Genomic DNA, 23,046 nt, shown 5'->3' on the forward strand with positions numbered 1-23,046 from the left:
CGCTGACCTGCAGATTCCGCGGGTCGGCTGAGATGTTCGGAGGAGGTCGGGTGGGTCGTCAGGCGCAGACCGTGCCGGTCGGCGGCACCTTCCCGTCCAGCAGATAGCCGTTCACGGCGCCCTGCACGCACTTGTTCCCGCTGTCGTACGACCCGTGCCCCTGCCCCCGGTACGTCAGCTCGATCCCGACCCCCTTGCCCAGGGCCTCCACCATCGCCCGCGCCCCCTCGTACGGGGTCGCGGGGTCGCCGGTGTTGCCGACGACCAGGATCGGCGCCGAGCCCGGAGCGCTCACGTCCGGATGATCGGCCGCGCCCGGCACCGCCCAGTCCGTGCAGCTGATCATGCCCCAGGCCAGGTAGTCGCCGAACAGTTCGGACGCGGCCCGGAACTCGGGCAGCTTCCGCTCCACGTAGGCGGTGTCGTACCGCGCCTTGTCGTCGGCGCAGTTGATGGCGGCGTTCGCCGCGGCGCTGTTGTTGTACTCGCCGTTCTCGCTGCGTCCGTTCAGCGAGTCGGACAAGAGCATGAGGATCTGGCCGTTGCCGTCGTAGGCCTGCTCCAGGCCCTCGGTGAGGTACTCCCAGAAGTCCTTGGAGTACAGCGCCTGCGCGATGCCGCTCGTCGCGGCCGTCTGGGTCAGCTCGCGGGGGAAGACGCCCGGGATCGGCTTGCGGTCGAGGTCCGCCAGCAGCTTGGCGATACGGTCCTTCACGTCCTGGGCGCTGTCGCCGACGGGGCAGTCCTCGGTCTTGGAGACGCAGTCCTCGGCAAAGTTGTCGAGGGCCAGCTGGAAGCCCTTGGCCTGGCCCAGCGAGCCCTGCTCGGCGGATTCCGAGGGGTCGACCACGGCGTCGAACACGGCCCGGCCGACGCGCTGGGGGAACAGGTGGGCGTACACGCCGCCGAGTTCGGTGCCGTAGGAGATGCCGAAGTAGTGCAGCTTGTCGTCGCCCAGGACCTGGCGCATCAGATCCATGTCGCGGGCCGCGTCGGTCGTGCGCACGTTCGGCAGCATCTTGCGCGAGTTGTCCTCGCAGGCCGCGTTGAACTCCTTGGTGTTGTCCAGCAGCGTGGTGCGCTCCGCGGCGTCGTCGGGTGTGGCGTCCTGCTGGAAGTAGGCGTCGAGCTGCTGGTCGTTCTCGCAGATCACGGGTGCGCTGCGGCCGACTCCGCGAGGGTCGAAGCTGACCAGGTCGTAGCGGGTGCGCAGTGTCTCGTAGCCCTCCGCGAAGGCGGGCAGCGAGGTGACGCCGGAGCCGCCGGGGCCGCCGAAGTTGAAGATGAGCGAGCCGATGCGCGCGCTGTCGTCACCGGTCGTGCGCACCCGGATCAGTTCCAGGCCGATCGTGTCCCCCTTGGGGTCGTCCCAGTCCAGCGGCGCCTTCATGGTGGTGCATTCCCACTCGCCGTCGTCCGGCAGCGGGGACGGCGCTGGACCGCCTCCCTGGGCCGCGTCCGGCGCGGGGCATTCCTTCCAGTCCAGGGTCTGCCGCGTGAGGTCCTCGTCCTTGGCGTCGTCGCCCCCGCAGCCCGCGAGGACGGCGGACAGCAGCGCGGCGGAGGCGGTCAGGGCGGTGGCGCGCAGGCGGAGGCGGGTCGGCATGAGTCCATCCTGCGGCGGCCCGCACCGGTCCGCGCGGGACGCGTGCCGTACGAGGGAGGAGGGGACACGGGGGCCCGTGAGGCGGGAGGGGACCGGCCGGCCAACGGTCAGGGGGCCGGCTGGCCACCGGTCAGGGGACCGGCCGGCCGACGGTCCCCTAGAGCGCCTGTTTGCGGGTCAGATGGGTGAAGGCCAGCCAGCCCGGCAGGACGGGCAGCCACAGGGTCAGCATGCGGAACAGCAGCACCGCGGGAGTCGCGACCTCCTTGGGCAGCCCCACAGCGATGAGACCCACCGTCAGGGTCACATCGACCGCGCCCACACCGCCCGGGGTGGGCGCCGCGGACCCCAGGGCGTTGCCCGCGAGGAAGACCACGGCGACGCTGGCGAGGCTGATCGAGGTGGTCTCGTCGCCGAACGCCCGGATGGAGGCGTCCAGGCACATCACGAAGCAGGCCGTCAGCAGCAGCATGCCGCCGATGCCGGTGACCAGCTTCTGCGGCCGCTGCAGCACGTCCAGCATGCGTGGCACGACACCGGCGAACAGCGACCGCACGCGCGTCACGACGAACTTGCGCAGGAACGGCACCGAGGTCACCACGAGCACCAGCACCGCCACCGTCAGCAGACCGGCGATGACCGTCCGGGACGGTGACAGCGACGGCGTCTTCTCGGTGCCGGTGAGATAGCCGAACGACAGCAGCATCAGGATGTGACAGCCCAGCCCGAACAGCTGCGACGCGCCCACGCTCGCCACCGCCAGCCCCGGGCGTACGCCCGCACGCTGCAGGAAGCGCGTGTTCAGGGCCACACCTCCGACCGCCGCCGGGGCGACGATCTTGACGAACGAGCCGGCCACCTGAGCCGCCACCGTCCGCACGAACGGCACCCGCTCGGGCACGAAGCCCAGCAGGGCCATCGCCGCCGCGACGTAGCTGGCCATCGAGAACAGCACCGCTGCGGCCACCCAGCCCCACTCGGCGTTCGCGATGAGCGGCCCGAACTCGATGTGGGTGAGCTGGGTGAGCAGGAAGTACGCGCCGATCGCACCGGCGATGAGACTGATGAGGGTGCGCGGCCGCACGCGCTCCAGCCGGGCCGGCTCGACCGGGGCCTGCGGCCTGATGCGCAGCACCTCGTGCCGGATCTGGGTGAGCAGATCCTCCTCGCGCGCCTCCTCCAGAGCCTCGTCGATGGCCCGCTTCTCGGCCCGCTGCTCGGCGCGCACGGCCTTCTTGTCGGCCTTCTCCGGGGCCGGTGCGGTCTCGCCGGCGGCCTCGTCGAGACGGGCCTGCTTGGCCTGCCGGGACGCCTCCAGGACCGCCTCGCGCTCGCGCTCCGCCCGCTCCCGGGCGAGTCGGCGCAACGTCGCGCGCGTGGAGCGGCTGAGCGCGATGGGCTGGAGCATCGGCAAGCAGTCCGCCACCGCGTCCGGGCCGAGCACCCCGACCGCCGAGGCGACCGCACGCTCGCCCCCCACGCGCAGGCCGAGGGTCACCAGGAGCTGGGAGATGTCCATCCGCAGCAGAAGATCACCGGCCGCGATCTCGCCGACGCGCAGATCGGTGAGGATCACCGTGCCGGAACGATCCACCAGGATCGCGTCGCCCACCAGCCTGCGGTGCGCGATCCGACGGGACTGCAGGGCCTTGACCTGGTGCCAGGTGTCGCGCAGCAGGTCGTCGGTGATCTCCTCGTCGGGCAGCGAGTCGAGGCTGCGGCCGCCGCTGTGCTCGTAGACGAGCATCACCGCGTCGGGGCCGAGCTCGGAGGTGGCGATCAGCTTGGGCGCGTTGGCGCCGGCCGCGATGGCCGCGTACGCGAGCAGTGCCTCCTGCTCCAGGGCCTGGCGCAGCGACTGCAGGCTGCTGCGGGTGGCGAAACCGCGCAGGGTGAGGTTGCGCCAGGCGCGGTAGAAGAAGCCCTGGGCCTGCTGCTCCCGGTCGACCACGGTGACGTCCAGGGGCGGGCCGTCCTCCAGGGTGACGAAGTAGCGGCGCCCACGGTCACCGGTGTCCGGGTTGTCCGACGTGTCCTCGCGGGAGGCGCTGACCGGCCGGAAGCCGACGGTCCGCAGGCCCGCCATCAGGGTTCGCCCGGTGGGCCGGACATTGGGCGAGCCGACCGCGTAGAGCGTGCCGTAGGCCACCGTCCAGCCGATCAGCACGGTGAGGATGATCGAGAACGGCGTCGTGTACCCGGTCACGAGCATCGAGAAGGCGTCGAGGAGCAGGACGACCCAGAGCACCGCGCGCCATCTCGGTCTGCGGGACATGCCGACGGCGGTCATGTACGCGATCACGGGCGCCAGATAGCCGTGCACCGGGTCGGTCAGCGCGTGGACGTCGCCCGGGGAGGGCTGGGTGAGCGCCTCCTGGATCGAGTCGGGGGCCGCCCGGGCCACCCACAGGTCGGTGGCCAGCGTCACACCGTGGGCGAGGACCGCCGCCAGCACGCCGTCGGCGATCCTCAGGCCGTCCCGTTTGATCAGCCGTTCGATGGCGAACGCGACCGGCACCAGCAGGATCGCGATGCTGGAGGCCAGCCCTGCGATCTTGATGAGCAGGTCCGGGGCCTGGCCGGTGCCCTTGTTGATGTCCTGTTCGAGGCCCGACGTGGTGCCGTGCGCGAACGCGGCGATCCCGATGAGCACCGCGACGGCGAGCACGCCCACCAGGAGCCGCATGAGGTCGGACGGCCGGTGCACGCGCGCGGGGAGCAGCGGTTCGTCGCCCTCGACGTGGTCGATGTGGGCGACGTCGGGCTCCTCGACGGCCGGCCGGTTCCTCTTCCCGGGCGCCTTGCGGCCACCGGCGGGGGATTCCGGGCGCGACGAAGCGTCAGAGGTGCCCTCCGTGTCCTGTGCACCCTGCTGCTTCATGGTCTCTTCTTGGTCTCGTATCACCGGTCACCGCCCGCACGATGGTGGCATGCCACACCGATACGCGCGGGCATCAGGGTGCACATGCGGGGGCGGACAGTCTGCCCGACGCGCCTGTGCCGGGCGATTCGCAAGCCTGTGCGCACCTCCGGCCCGTTGTCGGTGGGGTGGGGCAGGATGGGACGGATGAGTGAGCAGAGCCCTGAGGGGGGCCGGGACGAGGACGGCGGCGCGCAGGCGCTGCCGGCGTACGCCGAGCGGGTCCTCGACGTCGCGGAGCTGATCCCGCCGGGACGCGTCCTCACCTACGGCGACGTTGCCGAATGGCTGGAGGAGGGCGGCCCGCGGCAGGTCGGCCGCGTGATGGCCCTCTACGGGGGAGCCGTGCCGTGGTGGCGCGTCGTCCGCGCGGACGGCCTCCTGCTCCCCGGGCACGAGCAGCGCGCGCTCGGGCACTACCGCGAGGAGGGCACGCCCCTCAAACAGGCGAGCCGCGCCGCCGAGGGCCACCTGCCGCGCATCGACATGAGACGCGCGCGGTGGGACGGCGGCGATCGCGCGGAGGGTCACACCTGACAGCTTCCGCCATCGCGGGCGCCCTCGTGTGACCCGTGATCCGGACGGGGGACACGGGGCACGTCGGTGGCATGACGTACGTTCGTGGGACGAGGGACTCGAGCGCCGAGCGTGTCCCGAGTGACCGGAGGGAAGAAGGGGAAGCCCCGCCTCCGCCTCACTCGGCGGCGTAGCGTCGGCCGCACCTGTCCCCGTCATCCCGCGGTCACCGCCCGCCACGCGCGGTGGCCCGCCAACCAGCACTTCCACCAGGACCGGCGAACCACGTGAGCTCCTTTTCCTCCACCAGCGGCCTGACGCACCCCCGGGTGCGGCGGGGGAGCCGTGGCGCTTACCGACTGGTCCGTACCCCTCCCGCCCGGGTGGATCCCCCCGTGTTGGACGCGGCGCAGCGCTCCGTGGTTGACCACGCGGGCGGGCCCTTGCTCGTCCTCGCAGGTCCGGGCACCGGCAAGACGACCACGCTCGTCGAGTCCGTGACCGAGCGGATCGCCCGCGGCGCGGATCCCGAGCGCATCCTGGTGCTGACGTTCAGCCGCCGGGCCGCCGTCGAACTGCGCGATCGCATGGCCCTGCGCACCGGTGCGGCCCGCGCGCCCCGGGCCACCACCTTCCACTCCTTCTGCTACGCCCTGGTGCGCGCCCACCAGGACGACGACCTGTTCGTCGAGCCGATGCGCCTGCTGTCCGGCCCCGAGCAGGACGTCTCCGTCCGGGAACTGCTCGCGGGCCAGGTGGACCTGGAGCGGCTCGGGCTCGCCCACGTGCGCTGGCCGGACGAACTGCGCGCCTGCCTCACCACCCGGGGATTCGCCGACGAGGTCCGCGCGGTCCTCGCCCGCAGCCGTGAACTGGGCCTCGGCCCCGACGCCCTGGACGCCTTCGCACGCCGCACGGGCCGCCCCGACTGGCGTGCCGCGGCGGCCTTCCTCGCCGAGTACCTGGACGTGCTCGACCTGCAGGGCGTGATCGACTACGCCGAGCTTGTCCACCGCGCGGTGCTCCTCGCCCACCGCCCCGAGGTCGCCGCCCGGCTCGCCGCCCGGTACGACGCGGTCTACGTCGACGAGTACCAGGACACCGACCCCGCTCAGGTGCGGCTCCTGCACGCGCTCGCCGGAGGCGGCCGCAGCCTCGTCGCGTTCGGCGACCCCGACCAGTCGATCTACGCGTTCCGCGGGGCGGACGTCAACGGCATCCTGGAGTTCCCGCACGCCTTCCCGCGCGCGGACGGTCACCCCGCCCCCGTCGCGGTGCTGCGCACGTCCCGCCGTTCCGGCGCCGCCCTGCTGGCCGCCACCCGGCTGCTCACCCAGCGCATGCCGCTGACCCGGCTGCCCGCCGAGAAGGTCCGCGCCCACCGCGAACTCGCCCCGGTGCGCGAGGGCGGCCGCGTCGAGGCGTACACCTACCCGACCTCCGGGACGGAGCTCGACAACATCGCCGACATCCTCCGCAGGGCCCACCTGGAGGACGGCGTCCGGTGGAGCGACATGGCCGTGCTGGTGCGCGCCGGTTCCCGCACCATCCCGACGATCCGCCGCGCCCTCACCGCGGCGGGCGTCCCCGTGGACGTCGACGGCGACGACGTGCCCCTGCGGCACGAGCCGGCGGTGGCACCGCTGCTGACGGCACTGCGGGCGGTGGCCGGGGCGGAGGCGGGGCCCTCCGGGGCGGCGCCCACGAGGCTCTCCGGCGCGGAGCAGGCAGGGCTCCCCGGTGCGGCGCAGGCAGGGCTCCCCAGCGTGGGGGACGTGGCAGCCCCGAGCGCGGAGGGCGCAGCTGCCTCGGACACCGGTGCCCCAGCCGATCCCGCAGCTGATACCGGCGAGAGCACCGCCCCCGCCTCCGACGCCGGTGACGGCCGCGCCGGCCACGGCGACCCCTGCTGGCTCGACACCGAGACCGCCCTCACCCTGCTCACCTCCCCCCTCGCCGGCATGGACGCCGCCGACCTGCGCCGGCTCGGCCGCGCCCTGCGCGACGAGGAGCGGGCCGCCGGCAACCCGCTGCCGCCGCCCTCGGACGTGCTGCTCGCCCGCGCGCTCGCCGAGCCGGAGCGGCTCGCCGTGCACGACCCGACGTACGCGCGCGGTGCCCAGCGGCTCGGCGCGCTCCTGCGCAAGGCCCGTGAGCGGCTGGCCGGCGGTGGCACGGCCGAAGAGGCGCTGTGGGACCTGTGGGAGGGCACGCCGTGGCCCGCCCGGCTGGAGCGGACCGCCCGCAGGGGCGGCGCGGCGGGACGCAACGCCGACCGCGACCTGGACGCCGTCTGTGCCCTGTTCGCCACCGCGGCCCGGGCCGAGGAGCGCACCGGCGGCCGCGGCGCGCTGAACTTCCTGGAGGAGATCGACGCCGAGGACATCGCCGCGGACACCCTCACCCGGCGGGCCGTGCGCCCGGATGCCGTGCGCCTAATGACCGCTCACCGCGCGAAGGGCCTGGAGTGGCGCCTGGTGGTCGTGGCGGGGGTCCAGGAAGGCCTGTGGCCGGACCTGCGCCGCCGCGGCTCCCTGCTGGAGGCCGACCGTATCGGCCGCGACGGGCTCGCCGAACCCCTCACCCCGGGTGCGCTGCTCGCCGAGGAGCGCCGCCTGTTCTACGTGGCGGCCACACGCGCGCGTGAACGGCTCGTCGTCACCGCCGTCAAGGCCCCCGCCGACGACGGCGACCAGCCGTCCCGGTTCCTCACCGAACTCGGCGTCGAACCCAAGGACGTCACCGGACGTCCCCGCCGTCCGCTGTCCGTCGCCGCGCTCGTCGCCGAGCTGCGCGCCACCACGGTCGACCCGCGGGTCTCCGGCGCCCTCAGGGAGGCCGCCGCCCGCCGCCTGGCCCGCCTCGCCGCCCTCTCCGACGAGGACGGCCGTCCCCTGGTGCCGTCCGCCCACCCCTACCGCTGGTGGGGCATGTTCGAACCGACCGAGTCCAAGGTGCCGCTGCGCGACCGTGACCAGCCCGTCGTCCTCTCGGGCAGCGCCCTCGACCAGCTGGCCAACACCTGCGCCCTGCAGTGGTTCCTGGGCCGGGAGGTCAAGGCCGACGCACCCGCCACCGCCGCGCAGGGGTTCGGCAACGTGGTGCACGTCCTCGCCGACGAGGTCGCCTCCGGACGCACCCCGGCCGACCTGTCGGTCCTCATGGAACGCCTGGACTCCGTCTGGAACGCCCTGGCCTTCGACGCGCCCTGGAAGTCGGAGCAGGAGAAGGCCAACGCGCGCGTGGCGCTCGAGCGCTTCCTCCAGTGGCACGTCATGGACCGCACCGGGCGCACCCCGGTGGTCAGCGAGCACGACTTCGACGTCACCCTGGAGGCGGGCGACTACGAGGTGCGCATCCGGGGCCAGATGGACCGTGTCGAGGCCGACGGAGACGGCCGCGCCTACGTGGTCGACTTCAAGACCGGCAAGCAGGCGCCCACCTCCAAGGAGGTCGAGCGCCACCCGCAGCTGGCCGTCTACCAGCTGGCCGTGCGCGAGGGCGCCGTCGACGAGGTCTTCGACGGGGTGCGCCCCGAGCCGGGCGGAGCGGAACTGGTCCACCTCCGGCAGGGGGCGGCCAAACGCGACGGCGGCGAGACGCTGCCCAAGGTGCAGGCGCAGGAGCCGCTGGCGGGGGAGTGGGTCGGCGACCTGCTGGCCACCGCGGCCGGCAAGGTCCTCGACGAGCGGTTCACACCGACCGCGGGGCAGCACTGCACGCACTGCGCGTTCCGGGCCTCCTGCAGCGCGCGTCAGGAAGGACGCCACGTGGTGGAGTGACCCATCGCACCACCCGTGCCGACCTGCGCTTTCCGTCGTCACGGCAGGCGATCCGGTCACCGCTGTCACTGGCCGCCGCTAGCCTCTTCGACGTGCCCGCCCGTATCACCGACCCCGAACAGCTCAAAGAGCTCCTCGGCATCCCGTTCACCCCGGAGCAGACGGCCTGCATCACCGCGCCGCCCGCCCCGCAGGTGATCGTGGCCGGGGCCGGCTCGGGCAAGACGACGGTGATGGCGGCGCGCGTGGTGTGGCTGGTCGGCACCGGCCAGGTCGCCCCCGAGCAGGTGCTCGGACTCACCTTCACCAACAAGGCCGCCGCCGAACTCGCCGAGCGGGTCCGCAAGGCGCTGGTCCGGGCCGGCGTCACCGACCCGGACGCCATCGACCCGGACAACCCGCCCGGCGAGCCGGTGATCTCCACCTACCACGCCTTCGCGGGCCGGCTGCTGACCGACCACGGCCTGCGCATCGGCCTGGAGCCCACCTCCCGCCTGCTCGCCGACGCCACCCGCTTCCAGCTCGCCGCGCGCGTGCTGCGCGAGTCACCCGGGCCCTACCCGGCGCTGACCCGGTCCTTCCCGGACCTCGTGGGCGACCTCCTCGCCCTCGACGCCGAACTCGCCGAGCACCTCGTACGCCCGGCGGCGCTGCGCGCGTACGACGCCGAGCTGCTGCTGACCCTGCGCGGCGCCAAGCTCAGCAACGCCGACCTGCGCAAGGTGCCCGAGGCGGCCGCCGCCCGCCGCGAACTCGCCGAACTGGTCACCCGCTACCGAGCCGCCAAGGGCGAGCGGGACCTGCTCGACTTCGGCGACCAGATCGCCCTGTCGGCCCGTCTGGCGAAGGTCCCCGAGGTCGGACGCCTGCTGCGTGACGAGTTCCGGGTGGTCCTGCTCGACGAGTACCAGGACACCTCGGTCGCCCAGCGCGTCCTGCTGGCGGGCCTGTTCGGCGAAGGCACCGGTCACCCCGTCACCGCCGTCGGCGACCCCTGCCAGGCGATCTACGGCTGGCGCGGGGCCTCCGTGGCGAACCTCGACGACTTCCCCGAGCACTTCGCCCACGCCGACGGCCGCCCCGCGACCCGGCAGGCGCTCAGCGAGAACCGCCGCAGCGGCGGCCGCCTCCTCGACCTCGCCAATGGCCTCGCGGAGCCGCTGCGCGCCCTGCACGCGGGCGTGGAGGCGCTCCGCCCGGCCCCGGGCGCCGAGCGCGACGGCTCGGTGCGCTGCGCCCTGCTGCGCACCCACGCGGAGGAACTCGACTGGGCCGCCGACTCCGTCGCCCACCTGGTACGGACGGGGACGCCGCCCGGCGAGATCGCCGTCCTGTGCCGCACGGCCACCGACTTCGCCGAGATCCAGGGCGCGCTGGTCGCGCGGGACGTCCCGGTCGAGGTGGTCGGCCTGTCCGGACTGCTGCACCTGCCGGAGATCGCCGACCTCGTGGCCGTCTGCGAGGTCCTGCAGGACCCCGGCGCCAACGCCTCCCTGGTCCGTCTCCTGACCGGCCCCCGCTGGCGCATCGGACCACGCGACCTCGCCCTCCTCGGGCGGCGCGCCAGGCTGCTCGTGGCCCACGCACGCGTGGAGGAGGACGACGACCCGGACCGCCGGCTCGCCGAGGCGGTCGAGGGCACCGACCCGTCGGAGGTGATCTCCCTCGCCGACGCCCTCGACACGTTCCTGGAGACACCGCTGGACGGCCGTGGGGACGACGACGGGCTGCCGTTCTCGCCCGACGCGCGCGTGCGCTTCGCCCGGCTGGCCACCGAGCTGCGCGAGCTGCGCCGCTCCCTGTCCGATCCGCTGATGGACGTCCTGCACCGCGTGCTCGCCGTCACGGGACTGGAGGTGGAGCTGTCGGCGTCCCCGCACGCCCTGGCCGCCCGCCGCCGCGAGACCCTGTCGAACTTCCTCGACGTCGCCGCCTCGTTCGCCGCCGGTGACAACGAGGCGACCCTGCTCGCCTTCCTCGGCTTCCTGCGCACCGCCGCCCAGTACGAGAAGGGCCTGGACAACGCCCTGCCCGGCGGGGAGAACACCGTGAAGGTGCTCACCGCGCACAAGTCCAAGGGCCTGGAGTGGGATGTCGTGGTCGTCCCGGGGCTGGTCACCGGAACCTTCCCCAGCAGCCAGGGCCGTGAGAAGTGGACCTCCCAGGGCAAGGTCCTGCCGCACGAGCTGCGCGGTGACGCCGACACCCTGCCCGACGTCACCTCGTGGGACGCCCGGGGCCTGAAGGCCTTCCACGAGGCGATGAAGGACCACCAGCACATCGAGGAACTTCGCCTCGGCTACGTCACCTTCACCCGTCCCCGCTCCCTCCTGCTGGGCTCCGGCCACTGGTGGGGCCCGACCCAGAAGAAGCGCCGCGGCCCCTCCGCGTTCCTCCAGGCCCTCTACGAGCACTGCGCAGCGGGACACGGCGAGATCGAGGCCTGGGCGGAGGAGCCCCCCGAGGACGAGGAGAACCCGGCCCTGCACCGGGCCGCGGCCGACCAGGTGTGGCCCCTGCCCCTGGACGACGCGGCCCTCGCCCGCCGCCGAGCGGCCGCCGAGACCGTCCTGACCCACCTCGAGCGCCTCGCTGCGCACGAGGACACCCACACCGCGGTGCACGCCACAGGCGTACTCGACGACCCGGAGTGGCCCCCGCCACCCGAGGACGACGAGCCCCCGTACGACGAGCCGGACCCCTTCGACGACCCCGGCCCGTTCGAAGAACCCGGCTCCCTCGAGGGCCCCAGCCCGTTCGACGAGCCCGGCGTCTTCGACGTCCCCGGCCCGTCCGACGAGCTCGGCCCGTCCGACGAACCTCGCCCCTCGGACGAGCGCGACCCCTTCGCGGAGCCGGCCGCGCCCGGCGCCGGTGCGAGGCCCGGGCACCGCCCCACCGTCCCCCGCCAGGCCGCCCCGGCCGACCCCGCGCCCTTCCGGGACGAACCCCGTCTCACCCCGGAGGAGGCCCGCACCGTCGCCTCCTGGGACCGCGACCTCGACGCCCTCACGGGCGAGCTGCTGCGCGCCCGCGACAGCGTCACCGAGGTCCCCCTCCCGGCGTCGCTCACGGCCTCCCAGCTGATGCACCTGGCCGCCGACCCGGACGGCTTCGCCCAGGAGCTGGCCCGCCCCATGCCGCGCCCGCCCCGGCCCGCCGCCCGCCGCGGCACCCGCTTCCACGCCTGGGTCGAGTCCCGCTTCGAGGAACTCACGCTCCCGATGCTGGAGCCCGAGGAACTGCCCGGCGGCGACGCCGAGATCGCCGACGAACGGGACCTGGAAGCGCTCAAGGAGGCCTTCGAGCGCAGTGCGTACGCACGCCGCACGCCCTACCGGGTCGAGGCACCCTTCCAGCTGGCGATCGCCGGCCGGGTCGTCCGGGGCCGGATCGACGCCGTCTACAAGGAGGGCGACGGACGAGGCGCGACGTACGAGATCGTCGACTGGAAGACCAGCCGCTCGCGCACCGCCGACCCGCTTCAGCTGGCCGTCTACCGCCTCGCCTGGGCCGAGCAGCAGGGCGTCCCCCCGGAGAGGGTCACGGCGGCGTTCCTCTACGTGCGCAGCGGAGAGGTCGTCCGACCCCGGCACCTGCCCGGCCGGGCGGAGCTGGAGCGGCTGCTTCTGGACGAGTCCCCGGGAGGGCAGCCCGGTGAGGAACCGCACTCCGACGACGCCGCTGAGGGCCGATAGGCTCGTGACCATGAGCCAGACCCCGGACAGCGTCGTCCGTACGTACATCGAGCAGCACCGCGCCGCCTTCCTCGACGACCTCGCCGAGTGGCTGCGCATCCCGTCGGTGTCGGCCCAGCCCGACCACGCGCCCGACGTACGACGCAGCGCCGACTGGCTCGCCGCCAAGCTCCGCGAGACCGGCTTCCCGACGGCCGAGGTCTGGCCGACCCCGGGCGCCCCCGCCGTCTACGCCGAGTGGCCCTGCGACGACCCGCAGGCGCCCACGGTCCTGGTCTACGGCCACCACGACGTACAGCCCGCCGCCCGGAGGGACGGCTGGGACACGGAGCCGTTCGAGCCGGTCGTGCGCGGCGACCGCCTCCACGCGCGCGGGGCGGCCGACGACAAGGGCCAGGTGTTCTTCCACACCCTCGGTGTGCGCGCCCACCTGGCCGCCACCGGGCGCACCTCGCCGGCCGTGCACCTCAAGCTGCTCGTCGAGGGCGAGGAGGAGTCCGGCTCGCCGCACTTCCGGGCGCTCGTCGAACAGCACGCGGAGCGGCTCGCCGCCGACGCGGTCATCGTCTCCGACACGGGCATGTGGTCCGAGGACACCCCCACGGTGTGCACGGGCATGCGCGGCCTCGCCGAGTGCGAGATACGGCTGCACGGCCCGGACCAGGACATCCACTCCGGCTCCTTCGGCGGCGCCGTGCCGAACCCCGCGACGGCCGCCGCCCGCCTGGTCGCCGCCCTGCACGACGAGCACGGGCGCGTGGCGATCCCCGGCTTCTACGACGGCGTGATCGAACTGACCGACCGCGAGCGTGAGCTCTTCGCGGAGCTGCCCTTCGACGAAGAGCGGTGGCTGCGCGGGGCCAAGTCGTACGCGGCGCACGGAGAGGCGGGTTACAGCACCCTGGAGCGGGTCTGGGCCCGCCCCACCGCCGAGGTGAACGGCATCGGGGGCGGTTACCAGGGCCCCGGCAGCAAGACGATCATTCCGTCCTCCGCCATGGTGAAGCTGTCCTTCCGCCTGGTGGCGGGCATGGACCCCGGCCACGTCGAGAAGGCCGTCCGCGCGTGGGCCGGACAGCAGGTGCCCGACGGGATCCGCAGCGAGATCACGTTCAGCGGGGCCACGCGCCCGTGCCTGACGCCGCTGGACCACCCGGCCCTGCAGTCGGTCGTGCGCGCCATGGGCCGGGCCTTCGGCAAGCCGGTCCGCTTCACCCGCGAGGGGGGCTCCGGCCCGGCCGCCGACCTCCAGGACGTCCTCGGCGCACCGGTGCTGTTCCTGGGCATCTCCGTCCCGTCCGACGGCTGGCACGCCCCGAACGAGAAGGTCGAGCTCGACCTGCTCCTCAAGGGCGTCGAGACCACCGCCTACCTGTGGGGTGACCTCGCCGAACACTGGAGCCACGCCCCCTGAGTCCTCCGCGCCGTCCGGACCGGCCACGCGCGCGGGGCACACTGGAAGAGCCGCCCCACACCGCCCGAGTCCGCCGCACCCGGTCGCCTCCCGCCGTACCGCCCGCCGATCAGTCCGCCGAACCAACCGTTCCACCGGGGGAGTTGGAAGCACCCGTGACCACCTGGACCGACCACAACGCCGACCGTCCCATCTCGCTCACCGCCCCGAGCGGCATCGACCGGGCCGCCCACCACCGGCTCGACGAGGCCTGGCTCGCGGCGGCGTGGAGTCACCCCACCACGCGCTGCTTCGTGGTCTCCGGCGGCCAGGTCCTCATCGACGAGACGGCGGACGGGCGCACCGAACTCGTCATGACCCCCTCCTTCGAGGCTCCCCTCACCGAGGCGCACCGCTACTTCCTCGGCATCGACGAGGAGGGCGTCAGCTACTTCGCGCTGCAGAAGGACGCCCTGCCCGGGCGCATGGACCAGTCGGCGCGCGCGGCGGGTCTGCGCGAGGCGGGCCTGCTGCTGTCGGCCCGGGACATCGGCCTGATGGTGCACGCCGTGGGCCTGGAGAACTGGCAGCGCACCCACCGCTTCTGCTCCCGCTGCGGCGAGCGCACCGTCATCGCGGCGGCCGGCCACATCCGCCGCTGCCCGGCCTGCGGCGCCGAGCACTACCCGCGCACCGACCCGGCCGTGATCATGGCCGTGACCGACGAGGACGACCGCATCCTGCTCGGACGCCAGGTGCACTGGCCCGAGGGTCGCTTCTCCACGCTCGCCGGCTTCGTCGAGCCCGGTGAGTCGATCGAGCAGTCGGTGCGCCGCGAGGTCCAGGAGGAGGTCGGCATCACGGTCGGCCCTGTCGAGTACGTCGCCAGCCAGCCCTGGCCCTTCCCGTCCAGCCTCATGCTGGGCTTCCTGGCCCGCGCCACCTCCACGGAGATCGACGTGGACGGCGACGAGATCCACGAGGCCCGCTGGTTCTCCCGCGACGAACTGCGCGCCGCCTTCGAGTCCGGCGAGGTCCTCCCGCCGTACGGCATCTCGATCGCGGCCCGGCTGATCGAGCTCTGGTACGGCAAGCCGCTCCCGACGAGGACGGTCGCCTGACCAGGACGCGGGACCCGGTACACAACGAGAAGGCGGCTCCTGAGCCTGTCAGGAGCCGCCTTCTCGTACAACCGGGCCGTCAGGCGCCGATCTTCTGCTTCACCTGGGCCAGCGAAGGGTTGGTCAGCGTGGAGCCGTCGGGGAACAGTACGGTGGGCACCGTCTGGTTCCCGCCGTTCGCCTTCTCCACGAACGCGGCGGACTCCGGGTCCTGCTCGATGTTGATCTCGTCGTACGCGATGCCCTCGCGGTCCATCTGGCTCTTCAGCCGGCGGCAGTAGCCGCACCACGTGGTGCTGTACATCGTCACAGTGCCCGGCATGTCGCTCGTGCTCCTTCGGTGACTCGGGGACGGGTTCGCAGTGGAGGGAACGTATGTGAAACCTCCACCATTCCCGCTGCCCCGCCGCCTCCGCTTCCACCGGCTCCCAGGCCGCCGACGACTGTGACACCCACCGCACCGGTCATGCACAGGGCCCCTCACACCAGCCGCTGTGACGCCTGCCGCATCAGTACGACTATCGGTGCGTGCCTGTGGACAACCGGCACAGCCGTCTCCCACGACCTGGCAGCATGGCCGTGTGACAGCAGCAACGCACTCCCCCCTCTTCCCGCGGGTACCGGACTCGGCCGACGCGGTGCTCGAAGGGCTGGACCCCGAGCAGCGCGAGGTGGCCACCGCCCTGCACGGTCCGGTGTGCGTCCTGGCGGGCGCGGGCACGGGCAAGACCCGGGCCATCACCCACCGCATCGCCTACGGCGTGCGCGCGGGCATCCTGCACCCCTCCAGCGTGCTCGCCGTCACCTTCACCAACCGCGCCGCGGGGGAGATGCGCGGCCGGCTGCGCCAGCTCGGCGCCGAGGGCGTCCAGGCACGCACGTTCCACTCCGCGGCCCTGCGCCAGCTCCAGTACTTCTGGCCGAAGGCAGTCGGCGGCTCCATGCCGCGGCTCGTCGACCGCAAGATCCAGCTCGTCGCCGACGCGGCCGCCGCCTGCCGCATCCGCCTCGACCGGGGCGAGCTGCGGGACGTCACCGCCGAGATCGAATGGTCAAAGGTCACCCAGACCGTCCCCGCCGACTACGCGCCCGCCGCCGCCAAGGCCGGCCGTGAGACGCCCCGCGACCCGGCGGAGATCGCCCAGCTCTACGCGGCCTACGAGGACGTCAAGCGCGAGCGCTCCGTCATCGACTTCGAGGACGTCCTGCTGCTGACCGTGGCCGTCCTGCAGGACCGGAACGACATCGCCGAACAGGTCCGCGCCCAGTACCAGCACTTCGTCGTCGACGAGTACCAGGACGTCAGCCCCCTCCAGCAGCGCCTGCTCGAACTGTGGCTGGGCGACCGCGACAGCCTCTGCGTGGTCGGCGACGCCAGCCAGACCATCTACTCCTTCACCGGGGCGACCCCCGATCACCTGCTGGACTTCCGCACCCGCCACCCCGGGGCGACTGTCGTCAAGCTGGTCCGCGACTACCGCTCCACGCCGCAGGTCGTCCACCTCGCCAACGGCCTGCTCGCCCAGGCCCGGGGCCGGGCCGCCGACCACCGGCTCGAACTCGTCTCGCAGCGAGGCCCCGGCCCCGAGCCCGTCTACACCGAGTACACCGACGAGCCCGCCGAGGCCGAAGGCGCCGCCCGCCGCATCCGCGAACTCGTCGACTCGGGCGTCCCGGCCGCCGAGATCGCCATCCTGTTCCGCACGAACGCGCAGTCCGAGACCTACGAGCAGGCGCTCGCCGACGCCGGAGTGCCCTATCAGCTGCGCGGAGCCGAGCGGTTCTTCGACCGCCCGGAGGTGCGCAAGGCCGGCGTCGCCCTGCGCGGCGCGGCCCGCTTCGGCGGCAACGACTCCCTGCTGGACGACGCCGTGGACCTGCCCTCCCAGGTGCGCGCGGTGCTGTCGGGCGAGGGTTGGACCCCGCAACCGCCGGCCGGTTCCGGCGCCGTGCGCGAACGCTGGGAGTCGCTGGCCGCCCTGGTGAACCTCGCCCACGACTTCGCCGCCGCCCGGCCCGGCGCCACCCTGGCCGACCTCGTCGCCGAGCTCGACGAACGCGCCAACGCCCAGCACGCCCCCACGGTGCAGGGCGTCACCCTGGCCTCGCTGCACTCCGCCAAGGGACTGGAGTGGGACGTGGTCTTCCTGGTCGGCGTGGCCGAGGGCATGATGCCGATCACCTACGCCAAGACCGACGAGCAGATCGAGGAGGAGCGCCGCCTGCTCTACGTCGGCGTCACCCGGGCACGGGAGCGCCTCCATGTTTCCTGGTCGCTCTCCCGCTCCCCCGGGGGCCGGCCGGGTCGCCGCCCGAGCCGTTTCCTGGAGGGACTGCGCCCCGGTTCCACGGCCACCACCGGGCGCTCCCCCGCAGGCGGAGCGGGCGGAATCGAGCGCGGCATCCCCGGAACCAGGGGCTCCGCCCCGAGACGGACGCGTCGCGTCCCGGCGCGCTGCCGGGTCTGCGGCCGCACCCTGACCGACGCCGGCGAGATGAAGCTGATGCGCTGCGACGGCTGTCCCTCCGACATGAACGAGGGCCTCTACGAGCGGCTGCGGGAGTGGCGCGCGGACCAGGCGCGCACCAGTGGTCAGCCCGCTTTTTGCGTCTTCACCGACCGCACCCTGATGGCGATCGCGGAGACCGCCCCGGACGACGCCCACGAGCTGGCCCGCATCCCGGGCGTCGGCCAGCGCAAGCTCAACCGCTACGGGGCCGATGTGCTGGCCATCTGCGCAGGCCAGTACGGCTCCTCGGACACCGGCGAGGACTGACACGAACTCGTCGAAAAAATAGTTTGCGCATGCCCCGGCAATCCCCATAGGTTCTTAGGCACGAGAGCAGCGGCCTTCTCGAAGGCCCTGACTCCGTGTTGTACTTGCATATCCGCAGGACTGGTCCGTCCAGTCCCCCGAGACGCCGAGAGGAGGCGAGTCCAGTGATCAGCATCAACACCAACTTCTCCAGCACCGTGAAAATGACCGATCGCTCGGCCGTCTCCACGTGCATGCTCGGCGTCTCGAACCTGGGCACCGGTCTGTCCGGCATTCGTGCCGTCCTGCCGGCTGCCTCCTCCGTTGCCCCCGCGGCCCTTCCTGTCCGCGAGCGCAATGAGCGACCGACCAAGGCACTGGAAGCAGCAGTAGTGGCACAGGCCCAGGCCTATGCCTTTACGGCGACCGGTGCCGGATTCCGGAAGCAGACGACGCAGCACCACCAGATGTGGGCCTTCCGTGGGCCAGAACCCTGGAGTGATCCAGCCTGATCGAAGATCAGGCCGGCGCCTTCAGGGCCGCGGAACCCCATCCGGGATCCGCGGCCCTTCTGTTTGTCCCCGACCAGGGACGACAGACCGAAGGAGCCTCGGGACAAGAAATGAACCCGGTACCAGCCGCCCCCGGCCAACAGGCCGGAACGACCAGACGAGGAAGACGAACCGTGCAACTCGAAGCGCACGCACCGTCCGTACCGCCTTCCGACACGATCCCCAAGCCCGGCTCCACGGAGGACTCCGCCTTGACCCCGCTCACCGCGCTCACCGCGCTCGACGACGCCATCGAGAACCTCGGCGTACCCGTCCCGTGCCGCTCCTACGACCCGGAGGTCTTCTTCGCCGAGTCGCCCGCGGACGTCGAGTACGCCAAGTCCCTCTGCCGTACCTGCCCGCTGGTCGAGGCCTGCCTCGCCGGCGCCAAGGAGCGGCGTGAGCCCTGGGGCGTCTGGGGTGGCGAGCTGTTCGTCCAGGGTGTCGTCGTCGCCCGGAAGCGGCCGCGTGGCCGCCCGCGCAAGAACCCGGTCACCGCATGAACACCGCAGGAACGATCGACCGCCCCCTCACGCACGACCCCCAGAAGCAGGCCCCGATGAAGCCGTCCACCGACGAGCCCGCAGGCTCCGCGACCCGCGATTTCACCACCACCGGCGCGAAGGACTCGCGTCAGAACAGGACCCGAGAGATGCAACTCATCCCAGAAGCCCTGGCGCGTGCGCATATGCACGAGCGCTTGCACGAGGCGGAGCAGGAACGCCGGGCCGTGCGCCTGGTGACCGCCCGCCGGATGCAGCGCAGGGCGGAGCGAGCCTCGCGGCGTGCCCGCCGGGCGCTCGCCATGGCCGTCATGCAGTGACCGTCCAGATCTGAAGCACGGGCCTCCCGATCAGGAGGCCGGGCTCTCCCGCGGGGGCCGGTCCGTACCCATGGACCGGCCCCCGCGGCGTTCCCGGCTACTGGCCGTGCGCCGCCCCGGTGTCCGCGTCCGGTGCTTCGGCGTATCGTCGGCGCGTGGCGAGTGCGACGAATCCTCCCGGAGCCGACGGTGACGGTGACGCCGCGAAGACTCCGCGGCCGGTGTGCGCCCGCTGCGGTGCGACAGCGGACGCCGGGGCACCGGGTCCGCCGCCGACCTGGACGTTCTCCGTCGAGCACGGCGCCGGCCGCTACTACTGCGACATCTGCTCCCGGGAGAACCTCAGGTCGATCGAGGGGCGGCTGGACTCCGACTGGTGGTGAAGCCCCCGGCTCCGGCCGGCCGCGCGATCACGCCTGGGCGACGGACTCCGCACCGTCCGCCGGATCCTCCGGGAGGAAACCCGGCAGCCACTCCTCCAGTTCCTCACGCAGCCGCACCGTCGCCCCGAGCTGGCACAGCACGCCGATGGTGCTCAACGTCACCCGGTGGATCAGCAGGTAGGCAGGGGGCAGGTTGAGCCGCTTGCCGAGCTGGTAGGCGGGCGAGCGGGGGTCGGCGACCCGGGCCGCCTGGCTGCGCATCCAGCCGCGGGTAAAGGTGAACGCGTCCACCTGGGCCGGTTCGATGATCGGCAGCAGGTAGTCGAGGACCGCGTCGGCCTCCAGCTCGATCGTCTCCTTGACGAACCCTTCCGCGCACAGCAGCTCGTAGACCGTCTCCGCCTCCCCGTCGAGGGTCAGCCGCAGGCACTCCCCGATGGTGACGGGCAGCCCGCCGGGCAGCCGGTCGACCGTGCCGAAGTCGAGCACGCCCAGGCGCCAGTCGTCCTCACCTCCGGGGCCGCCAGGCAGCAGGCGGAAGTTGCCCGGGTGCGGGTCGGCGTGCAGCAGGCCGGTGCGGGCGGGGCCGGAGAACAGGAAGCGGGCCAGGAGCTGACCGGCACGGTCGCGCTGTTCCTGGGTGCCGTCCGAAATGATCTCCGACAGCGGGATGCCGTCGATCCACTCCGTGATCAGGACCTGTTCGGACTGATGCACCACCTGCGGCACGAGAACGTCCGGGTCGTCCGCGAACTCGTCGGCGTGGGCGCTCTGGGCCTGCGCCTCCAGCCCGTAGTCCAGCTCCTCCGAGACCCGGTCCTTCAGCTCGGTGATCAGGGGCTTGATGTCCATGCCGGGGATCAGCGGGCCGAGCAGGCGGGAGAAGCGGCTCAGCTGGTTCAGGTCGGACAGCAGGGCCTCGCCTGCGCCCGGGTACTGCACCTTGACCGCGACCTCACGGCCGTCGTGCCACACCGCCCGGTGCACCTGGCCGATCGAGGCGGCCGCGGCCGGCTTGTCCTCGAACTCCAGGAACATCTCCTGCCAGTCCTCCCCGAGCCGCTCGCGCAGCACCGTGTGCACGGTGCGCGTCGGCATCGGCGGCGCGGCTTCCTGCAGCTTGGTCAGGGCCGCCCGGTAGGGCCCGGCCACCTCCTCCGGCAGGGCCGACTCGAAGACGGACAGCGCCTGCCCGAACTTCATCGCCCCGCCCTTGAGCTCGCCCAGCACCTTGAACAGCTGCTCCGCGGTGCGCTGCTGGAGCTCACGGCCGACCAGCTCGGCGGACTCGCCGACGATCCGCTTGCCGAACCCCCAGGTCGCCCGCCCGGCGAAGCCGAGCGGGAGCGCGGCGAGCTTGGCGGTCCGGGTGACCGCCTTCCGGGGAAGATCAGACATGCGCCCTCCAAGTCCCAGCCGGCCGCTCCGCCGCTGCCTCACGGCACTGCGTCGGCGGCCGTTGCACAGCCATTGTCTCGTGCGGCTCCCCGTCCTCCGAAGGGTGCTCCTCGATTTCTCTCGCCGCGGCCCCGCACGGACATGCAGCATGCGGGTAGACGAGCCGCGCATGCCAGTGCAGCTCGGGAACGGAGACCTCCCAGCGAGCCCCGGCGCGCGACGGGAGCCGGCCGTCCAGGAACGCCAGCGCGTGCGCGGCCGCCAGCCCGGCCACGGTGGTGGCCAGCGCCAGATCGCAGGCCCGCCCCTGCGGCTGCCGGCCCGAACGCCACTGGGCGACGAGACGGGGCCACGTCGGGTCCCGGTCGGTGCGGCTGTGCTGCAGGCACCCCGCGCAGCCGGTCTCCCCGGGCAGGACGAACGGGCCGACCACCCCGGTCCCCTCGACGACACCGGCGTACAGATGCGGCGTCCCGGACGCCATGAACGGCTCGGCGGCGGCAGGATCCGGCGCGTGCACGGCGACGTCGTCACGAGGAGCGAGGACGACCAGTGAGAAGCCCGGGTCCGGCTCCGCCGGAGCGGGCCCCGCCGCCGGACGGCGCGAGGGACGGTCCGGAGCGGCCCGTCGCACGGCACGGCGAGCCGCCGCGTCCCTGCGATCCCCGACGGCATCCGCGGGCAGACCACCCGGGGCGACATCCCAGGGCTCCACACAGCCCCCGTCGAGCACCTCGACCTCGCCCACGCCCGCTCCCGCGAGCAGCGAGGCGAGCACGGCGCCCACCCGGCCCGCGCCCCGCACCTGCACCCGCTGCGTACGCCGGGCGGCCAGCCGGCCCATCGCCTCGCCGGGGCGGGACGTCGTCAGGGAGAGGGTCGCCAGATCCGGCCGCAGACGGTCGAGGACCTCCTTGTTCTGCCGCAGGGCGTCGGCCTCCGGCCCGCCGCCCCGGGCGTCGTCGAGCAGCCCGGCCTCGGCGAGGCCACGCACGAGCCGGTCGACGTGGCCGTCGGGGAAGTCCATCCGGTGGCCCTCCTCACGCAGCAGCTCCATGCCCCGGGTGCCGTTCAGCAGGTCGAGGAAGTAGCCGGACGCCTGGTCCAGCGGACCGAGTGTCATCGCGTGCGCCGGCGCCATCCCGAACTGCACGGTCTTCAGATCACGCCAGCCGCGCCGGAGCGCAGGCTTCACCACCGGATGCATGACAACCCCCGTATGCCATAGATCGTTCCCGTTCACGTCGCGGTGCCCACCCGAAGCAATGCCGCGAGGCTCGCCAAAGCGATGTCGCGGTGCTCACCGAAGCAATGCCGCGATGCTCGCCGACGCGATCCAGAATGCCCGCACCGGTGATCCGCCGCCGAGAGTTGTCCACAGGGGCGGGGAATCGTCGTACAAATCCGGCGGCCGATGACGGTGCGGGCACGGAAGCCTTCCGGAGCCGGGACTTCCCCTCGCCCAGCGGGTACGGTCGGGGCGTGCCCGCCGACCCACTGCACCGCGCCGGAAACCCACAGCGCAGTACGACGAGCCAGCCGCCGAGCGGCTCCGGGGCGAGCGCGATCGAGGTCCGCCGGAGCACCCGCCGCCGCAGAACGGTCTCCGCGTACCGCGAGGGCGATCGCACCGTGGTCCTCATCCCTGCCCGGATGTCCGAGGCGGAGGAGCAGCGCTGGGTCGACGTCATGCTCGCCAAACTGGCGGCCCAGGAAAGCAAACGGGCCCTCGGCGACGCCGAGCTGGCCGAGCGGGCCCGGCGCCTGTCGGAGCAGTACTTCGGGGGGCGGGCCCGGCCCGCGACGGTGCGCTGGGTGACCAACCAGAACACCCGTTGGGGATCCTGCACCCCGGCCGAGGGCAGCATCCGCCTGTCGCACCGCCTGCAGGGAATGCCCGAGTACGTCGTCGACTACGTCCTCCTCCACGAGCTCGCCCATCTCCTCGTCCCCGGGCACGGCCCACGCTTCTGGGCACTGCTGGAGGCCTACCCGCGCACCGAACGCGCGCGGGGCTACCTCGAAGGCGTGGTCGCCGCCGGGCGCCTGCCCCACGTGCCGGGCGCGCGGGGCGAGCCCCCCGCGGGTGAGTGACCGCT

Annotated in this window: 16 protein-coding genes; 11 read left to right on the top strand and 5 right to left on the bottom strand. The window is 73.1% G+C overall.

Annotation, left to right across the window (positions count from 1 at the left end):
- Positions 1 to 58: 58 nt before the first annotated feature.
- Complete coding sequence (locus ACZ6ZN_RS16090; protein WP_469646625.1) at positions 59 to 1,606, bottom strand: alpha/beta fold hydrolase; 1,548 nt, start codon at positions 1,604 to 1,606, stop codon at positions 59 to 61.
- Between the two features lie 157 nt (positions 1,607 to 1,763).
- Positions 1,764 to 4,487, bottom strand: a complete 2,724-nt coding sequence (locus ACZ6ZN_RS16095) for a lysylphosphatidylglycerol synthase transmembrane domain-containing protein (protein ID WP_469646628.1) — start codon at positions 4,485 to 4,487, stop codon at positions 1,764 to 1,766.
- A gap of 186 nt (positions 4,488 to 4,673) precedes the next feature.
- Here ACZ6ZN_RS16095 and ACZ6ZN_RS16100 point away from each other — a divergent pair, with 186 nt between their 5' ends.
- From ACZ6ZN_RS16100 to nudC, 5 genes are all read left to right on the top strand, one after another.
- Entirely contained in the window at positions 4,674 to 5,063 is a 390-nt protein-coding gene (locus tag ACZ6ZN_RS16100) for an MGMT family protein (protein ID WP_451876107.1), read from the top strand.
- 266 nt (positions 5,064 to 5,329) lie between these two features.
- On the top strand, positions 5,330 to 8,824 hold the full coding sequence (locus ACZ6ZN_RS16105; RefSeq protein WP_469646629.1) for an ATP-dependent helicase: 3,495 nt from the start codon (positions 5,330 to 5,332) through the stop codon (positions 8,822 to 8,824).
- 92 nt (positions 8,825 to 8,916) lie between these two features.
- Positions 8,917 to 12,522 carry an ATP-dependent DNA helicase gene (locus tag ACZ6ZN_RS16110; protein ID WP_469646631.1) on the top strand — a complete coding sequence of 1,202 codons (3,606 nt, stop codon included), beginning with the start codon at positions 8,917 to 8,919 and terminating at the stop codon, positions 12,520 to 12,522.
- Positions 12,523 to 12,532: 10 nt separating this feature from the next.
- Positions 12,533 to 13,936 (top strand): dipeptidase, encoded by a 1,404-nt coding sequence (locus ACZ6ZN_RS16115; protein WP_469646633.1) that lies wholly within the window; start codon positions 12,533 to 12,535, stop codon positions 13,934 to 13,936.
- Positions 13,937 to 14,091: 155 nt separating this feature from the next.
- Positions 14,092 to 15,036: an NAD(+) diphosphatase gene (gene nudC / locus ACZ6ZN_RS16120; protein WP_451876111.1), complete on the top strand. Its 945-nt coding sequence runs from the start codon at positions 14,092 to 14,094 to the stop codon at positions 15,034 to 15,036.
- Positions 15,037 to 15,115: 79 nt separating this feature from the next.
- On the opposite strand, the gene ACZ6ZN_RS16125 is transcribed toward nudC, so the two are convergent.
- A complete protein-coding gene (locus tag ACZ6ZN_RS16125) occupies positions 15,116 to 15,358 on the bottom strand; it encodes a mycoredoxin (protein ID WP_333936850.1) in 243 nt (80 codons plus the stop codon).
- Positions 15,359 to 15,560: 202 nt separating this feature from the next.
- Here ACZ6ZN_RS16125 and ACZ6ZN_RS16130 point away from each other — a divergent pair, with 202 nt between their 5' ends.
- From ACZ6ZN_RS16130 to ACZ6ZN_RS16150, 5 genes are all read left to right on the top strand, one after another.
- Entirely contained in the window at positions 15,561 to 17,813 is a 2,253-nt protein-coding gene (locus ACZ6ZN_RS16130) for an ATP-dependent DNA helicase UvrD2 (RefSeq protein WP_469646636.1), read from the top strand.
- A gap of 164 nt (positions 17,814 to 17,977) precedes the next feature.
- Complete coding sequence (locus ACZ6ZN_RS16135; RefSeq protein WP_469646639.1) at positions 17,978 to 18,304, top strand: hypothetical protein; 327 nt, start codon at positions 17,978 to 17,980, stop codon at positions 18,302 to 18,304.
- A gap of 173 nt (positions 18,305 to 18,477) precedes the next feature.
- Entirely contained in the window at positions 18,478 to 18,846 is a 369-nt protein-coding gene (locus tag ACZ6ZN_RS16140; protein WP_037766327.1) for a WhiB family transcriptional regulator, read from the top strand.
- Positions 18,843 to 19,166, top strand: coding sequence for a hypothetical protein (locus tag ACZ6ZN_RS16145; protein ID WP_376332539.1), 324 nt, complete (start codon positions 18,843 to 18,845; stop codon positions 19,164 to 19,166). Before ACZ6ZN_RS16140 ends, ACZ6ZN_RS16145 begins: the two co-directional genes overlap by 4 nt.
- Positions 19,167 to 19,321: 155 nt before the next feature.
- Positions 19,322 to 19,549 carry a hypothetical protein gene (locus ACZ6ZN_RS16150; RefSeq protein WP_469646642.1) on the top strand — a complete coding sequence of 76 codons (228 nt, stop codon included), beginning with the start codon at positions 19,322 to 19,324 and terminating at the stop codon, positions 19,547 to 19,549.
- 27 nt (positions 19,550 to 19,576) lie between these two features.
- Here the strand turns inward: ACZ6ZN_RS16150 and ACZ6ZN_RS16155 are convergent, their stop codons facing one another.
- Together ACZ6ZN_RS16155 and ACZ6ZN_RS16160 are read right to left on the bottom strand one after the other, a co-directional pair.
- Positions 19,577 to 20,947, bottom strand: coding sequence for an ABC1 kinase family protein (locus ACZ6ZN_RS16155; protein WP_469646643.1), 1,371 nt, complete (start codon positions 20,945 to 20,947; stop codon positions 19,577 to 19,579).
- The gene (locus tag ACZ6ZN_RS16160) at positions 20,940 to 22,154 is read right to left on the bottom strand and encodes a ThiF family adenylyltransferase (protein WP_469646645.1); all 1,215 of its coding nucleotides are present in this window, start codon (positions 22,152 to 22,154) and stop codon (positions 20,940 to 20,942) included. Before ACZ6ZN_RS16160 ends, ACZ6ZN_RS16155 begins: the two co-directional genes overlap by 8 nt.
- Positions 22,155 to 22,429: 275 nt before the next feature.
- Between ACZ6ZN_RS16160 and ACZ6ZN_RS16165 the strand changes: the two genes are divergently transcribed.
- Entirely contained in the window at positions 22,430 to 23,041 is a 612-nt protein-coding gene (locus tag ACZ6ZN_RS16165) for a M48 metallopeptidase family protein (RefSeq protein ID WP_451876116.1), read from the top strand.
- Positions 23,042 to 23,046: the final 5 nt, after the last annotated feature.

It is taken from the genome of Streptomyces sp. NPDC053665 (genome assembly GCF_055585285.1).

Coding starts and splice junctions, on each gene's coding strand:
- ACZ6ZN_RS16145 (WP_376332539.1), top strand. CDS start 18,843: ATGAACACCGCAGGAACGATCGACCGCCCCCTCACGCACGACCCCCAG.
- ACZ6ZN_RS16155 (WP_469646643.1), bottom strand. CDS start 20,947: ATGTCTGATCTTCCCCGGAAGGCGGTCACCCGGACCGCCAAGCTCGCC.
- ACZ6ZN_RS16090 (WP_469646625.1), bottom strand. CDS start 1,606: ATGCCGACCCGCCTCCGCCTGCGCGCCACCGCCCTGACCGCCTCCGCC.
- ACZ6ZN_RS16160 (WP_469646645.1), bottom strand. CDS start 22,154: ATGCATCCGGTGGTGAAGCCTGCGCTCCGGCGCGGCTGGCGTGATCTG.
- ACZ6ZN_RS16095 (WP_469646628.1), bottom strand. CDS start 4,487: ATGAAGCAGCAGGGTGCACAGGACACGGAGGGCACCTCTGACGCTTCG.
- ACZ6ZN_RS16115 (WP_469646633.1), top strand. CDS start 12,533: ATGAGCCAGACCCCGGACAGCGTCGTCCGTACGTACATCGAGCAGCAC.
- ACZ6ZN_RS16100 (WP_451876107.1), top strand. CDS start 4,674: ATGAGTGAGCAGAGCCCTGAGGGGGGCCGGGACGAGGACGGCGGCGCG.
- ACZ6ZN_RS16125 (WP_333936850.1), bottom strand. CDS start 15,358: ATGCCGGGCACTGTGACGATGTACAGCACCACGTGGTGCGGCTACTGC.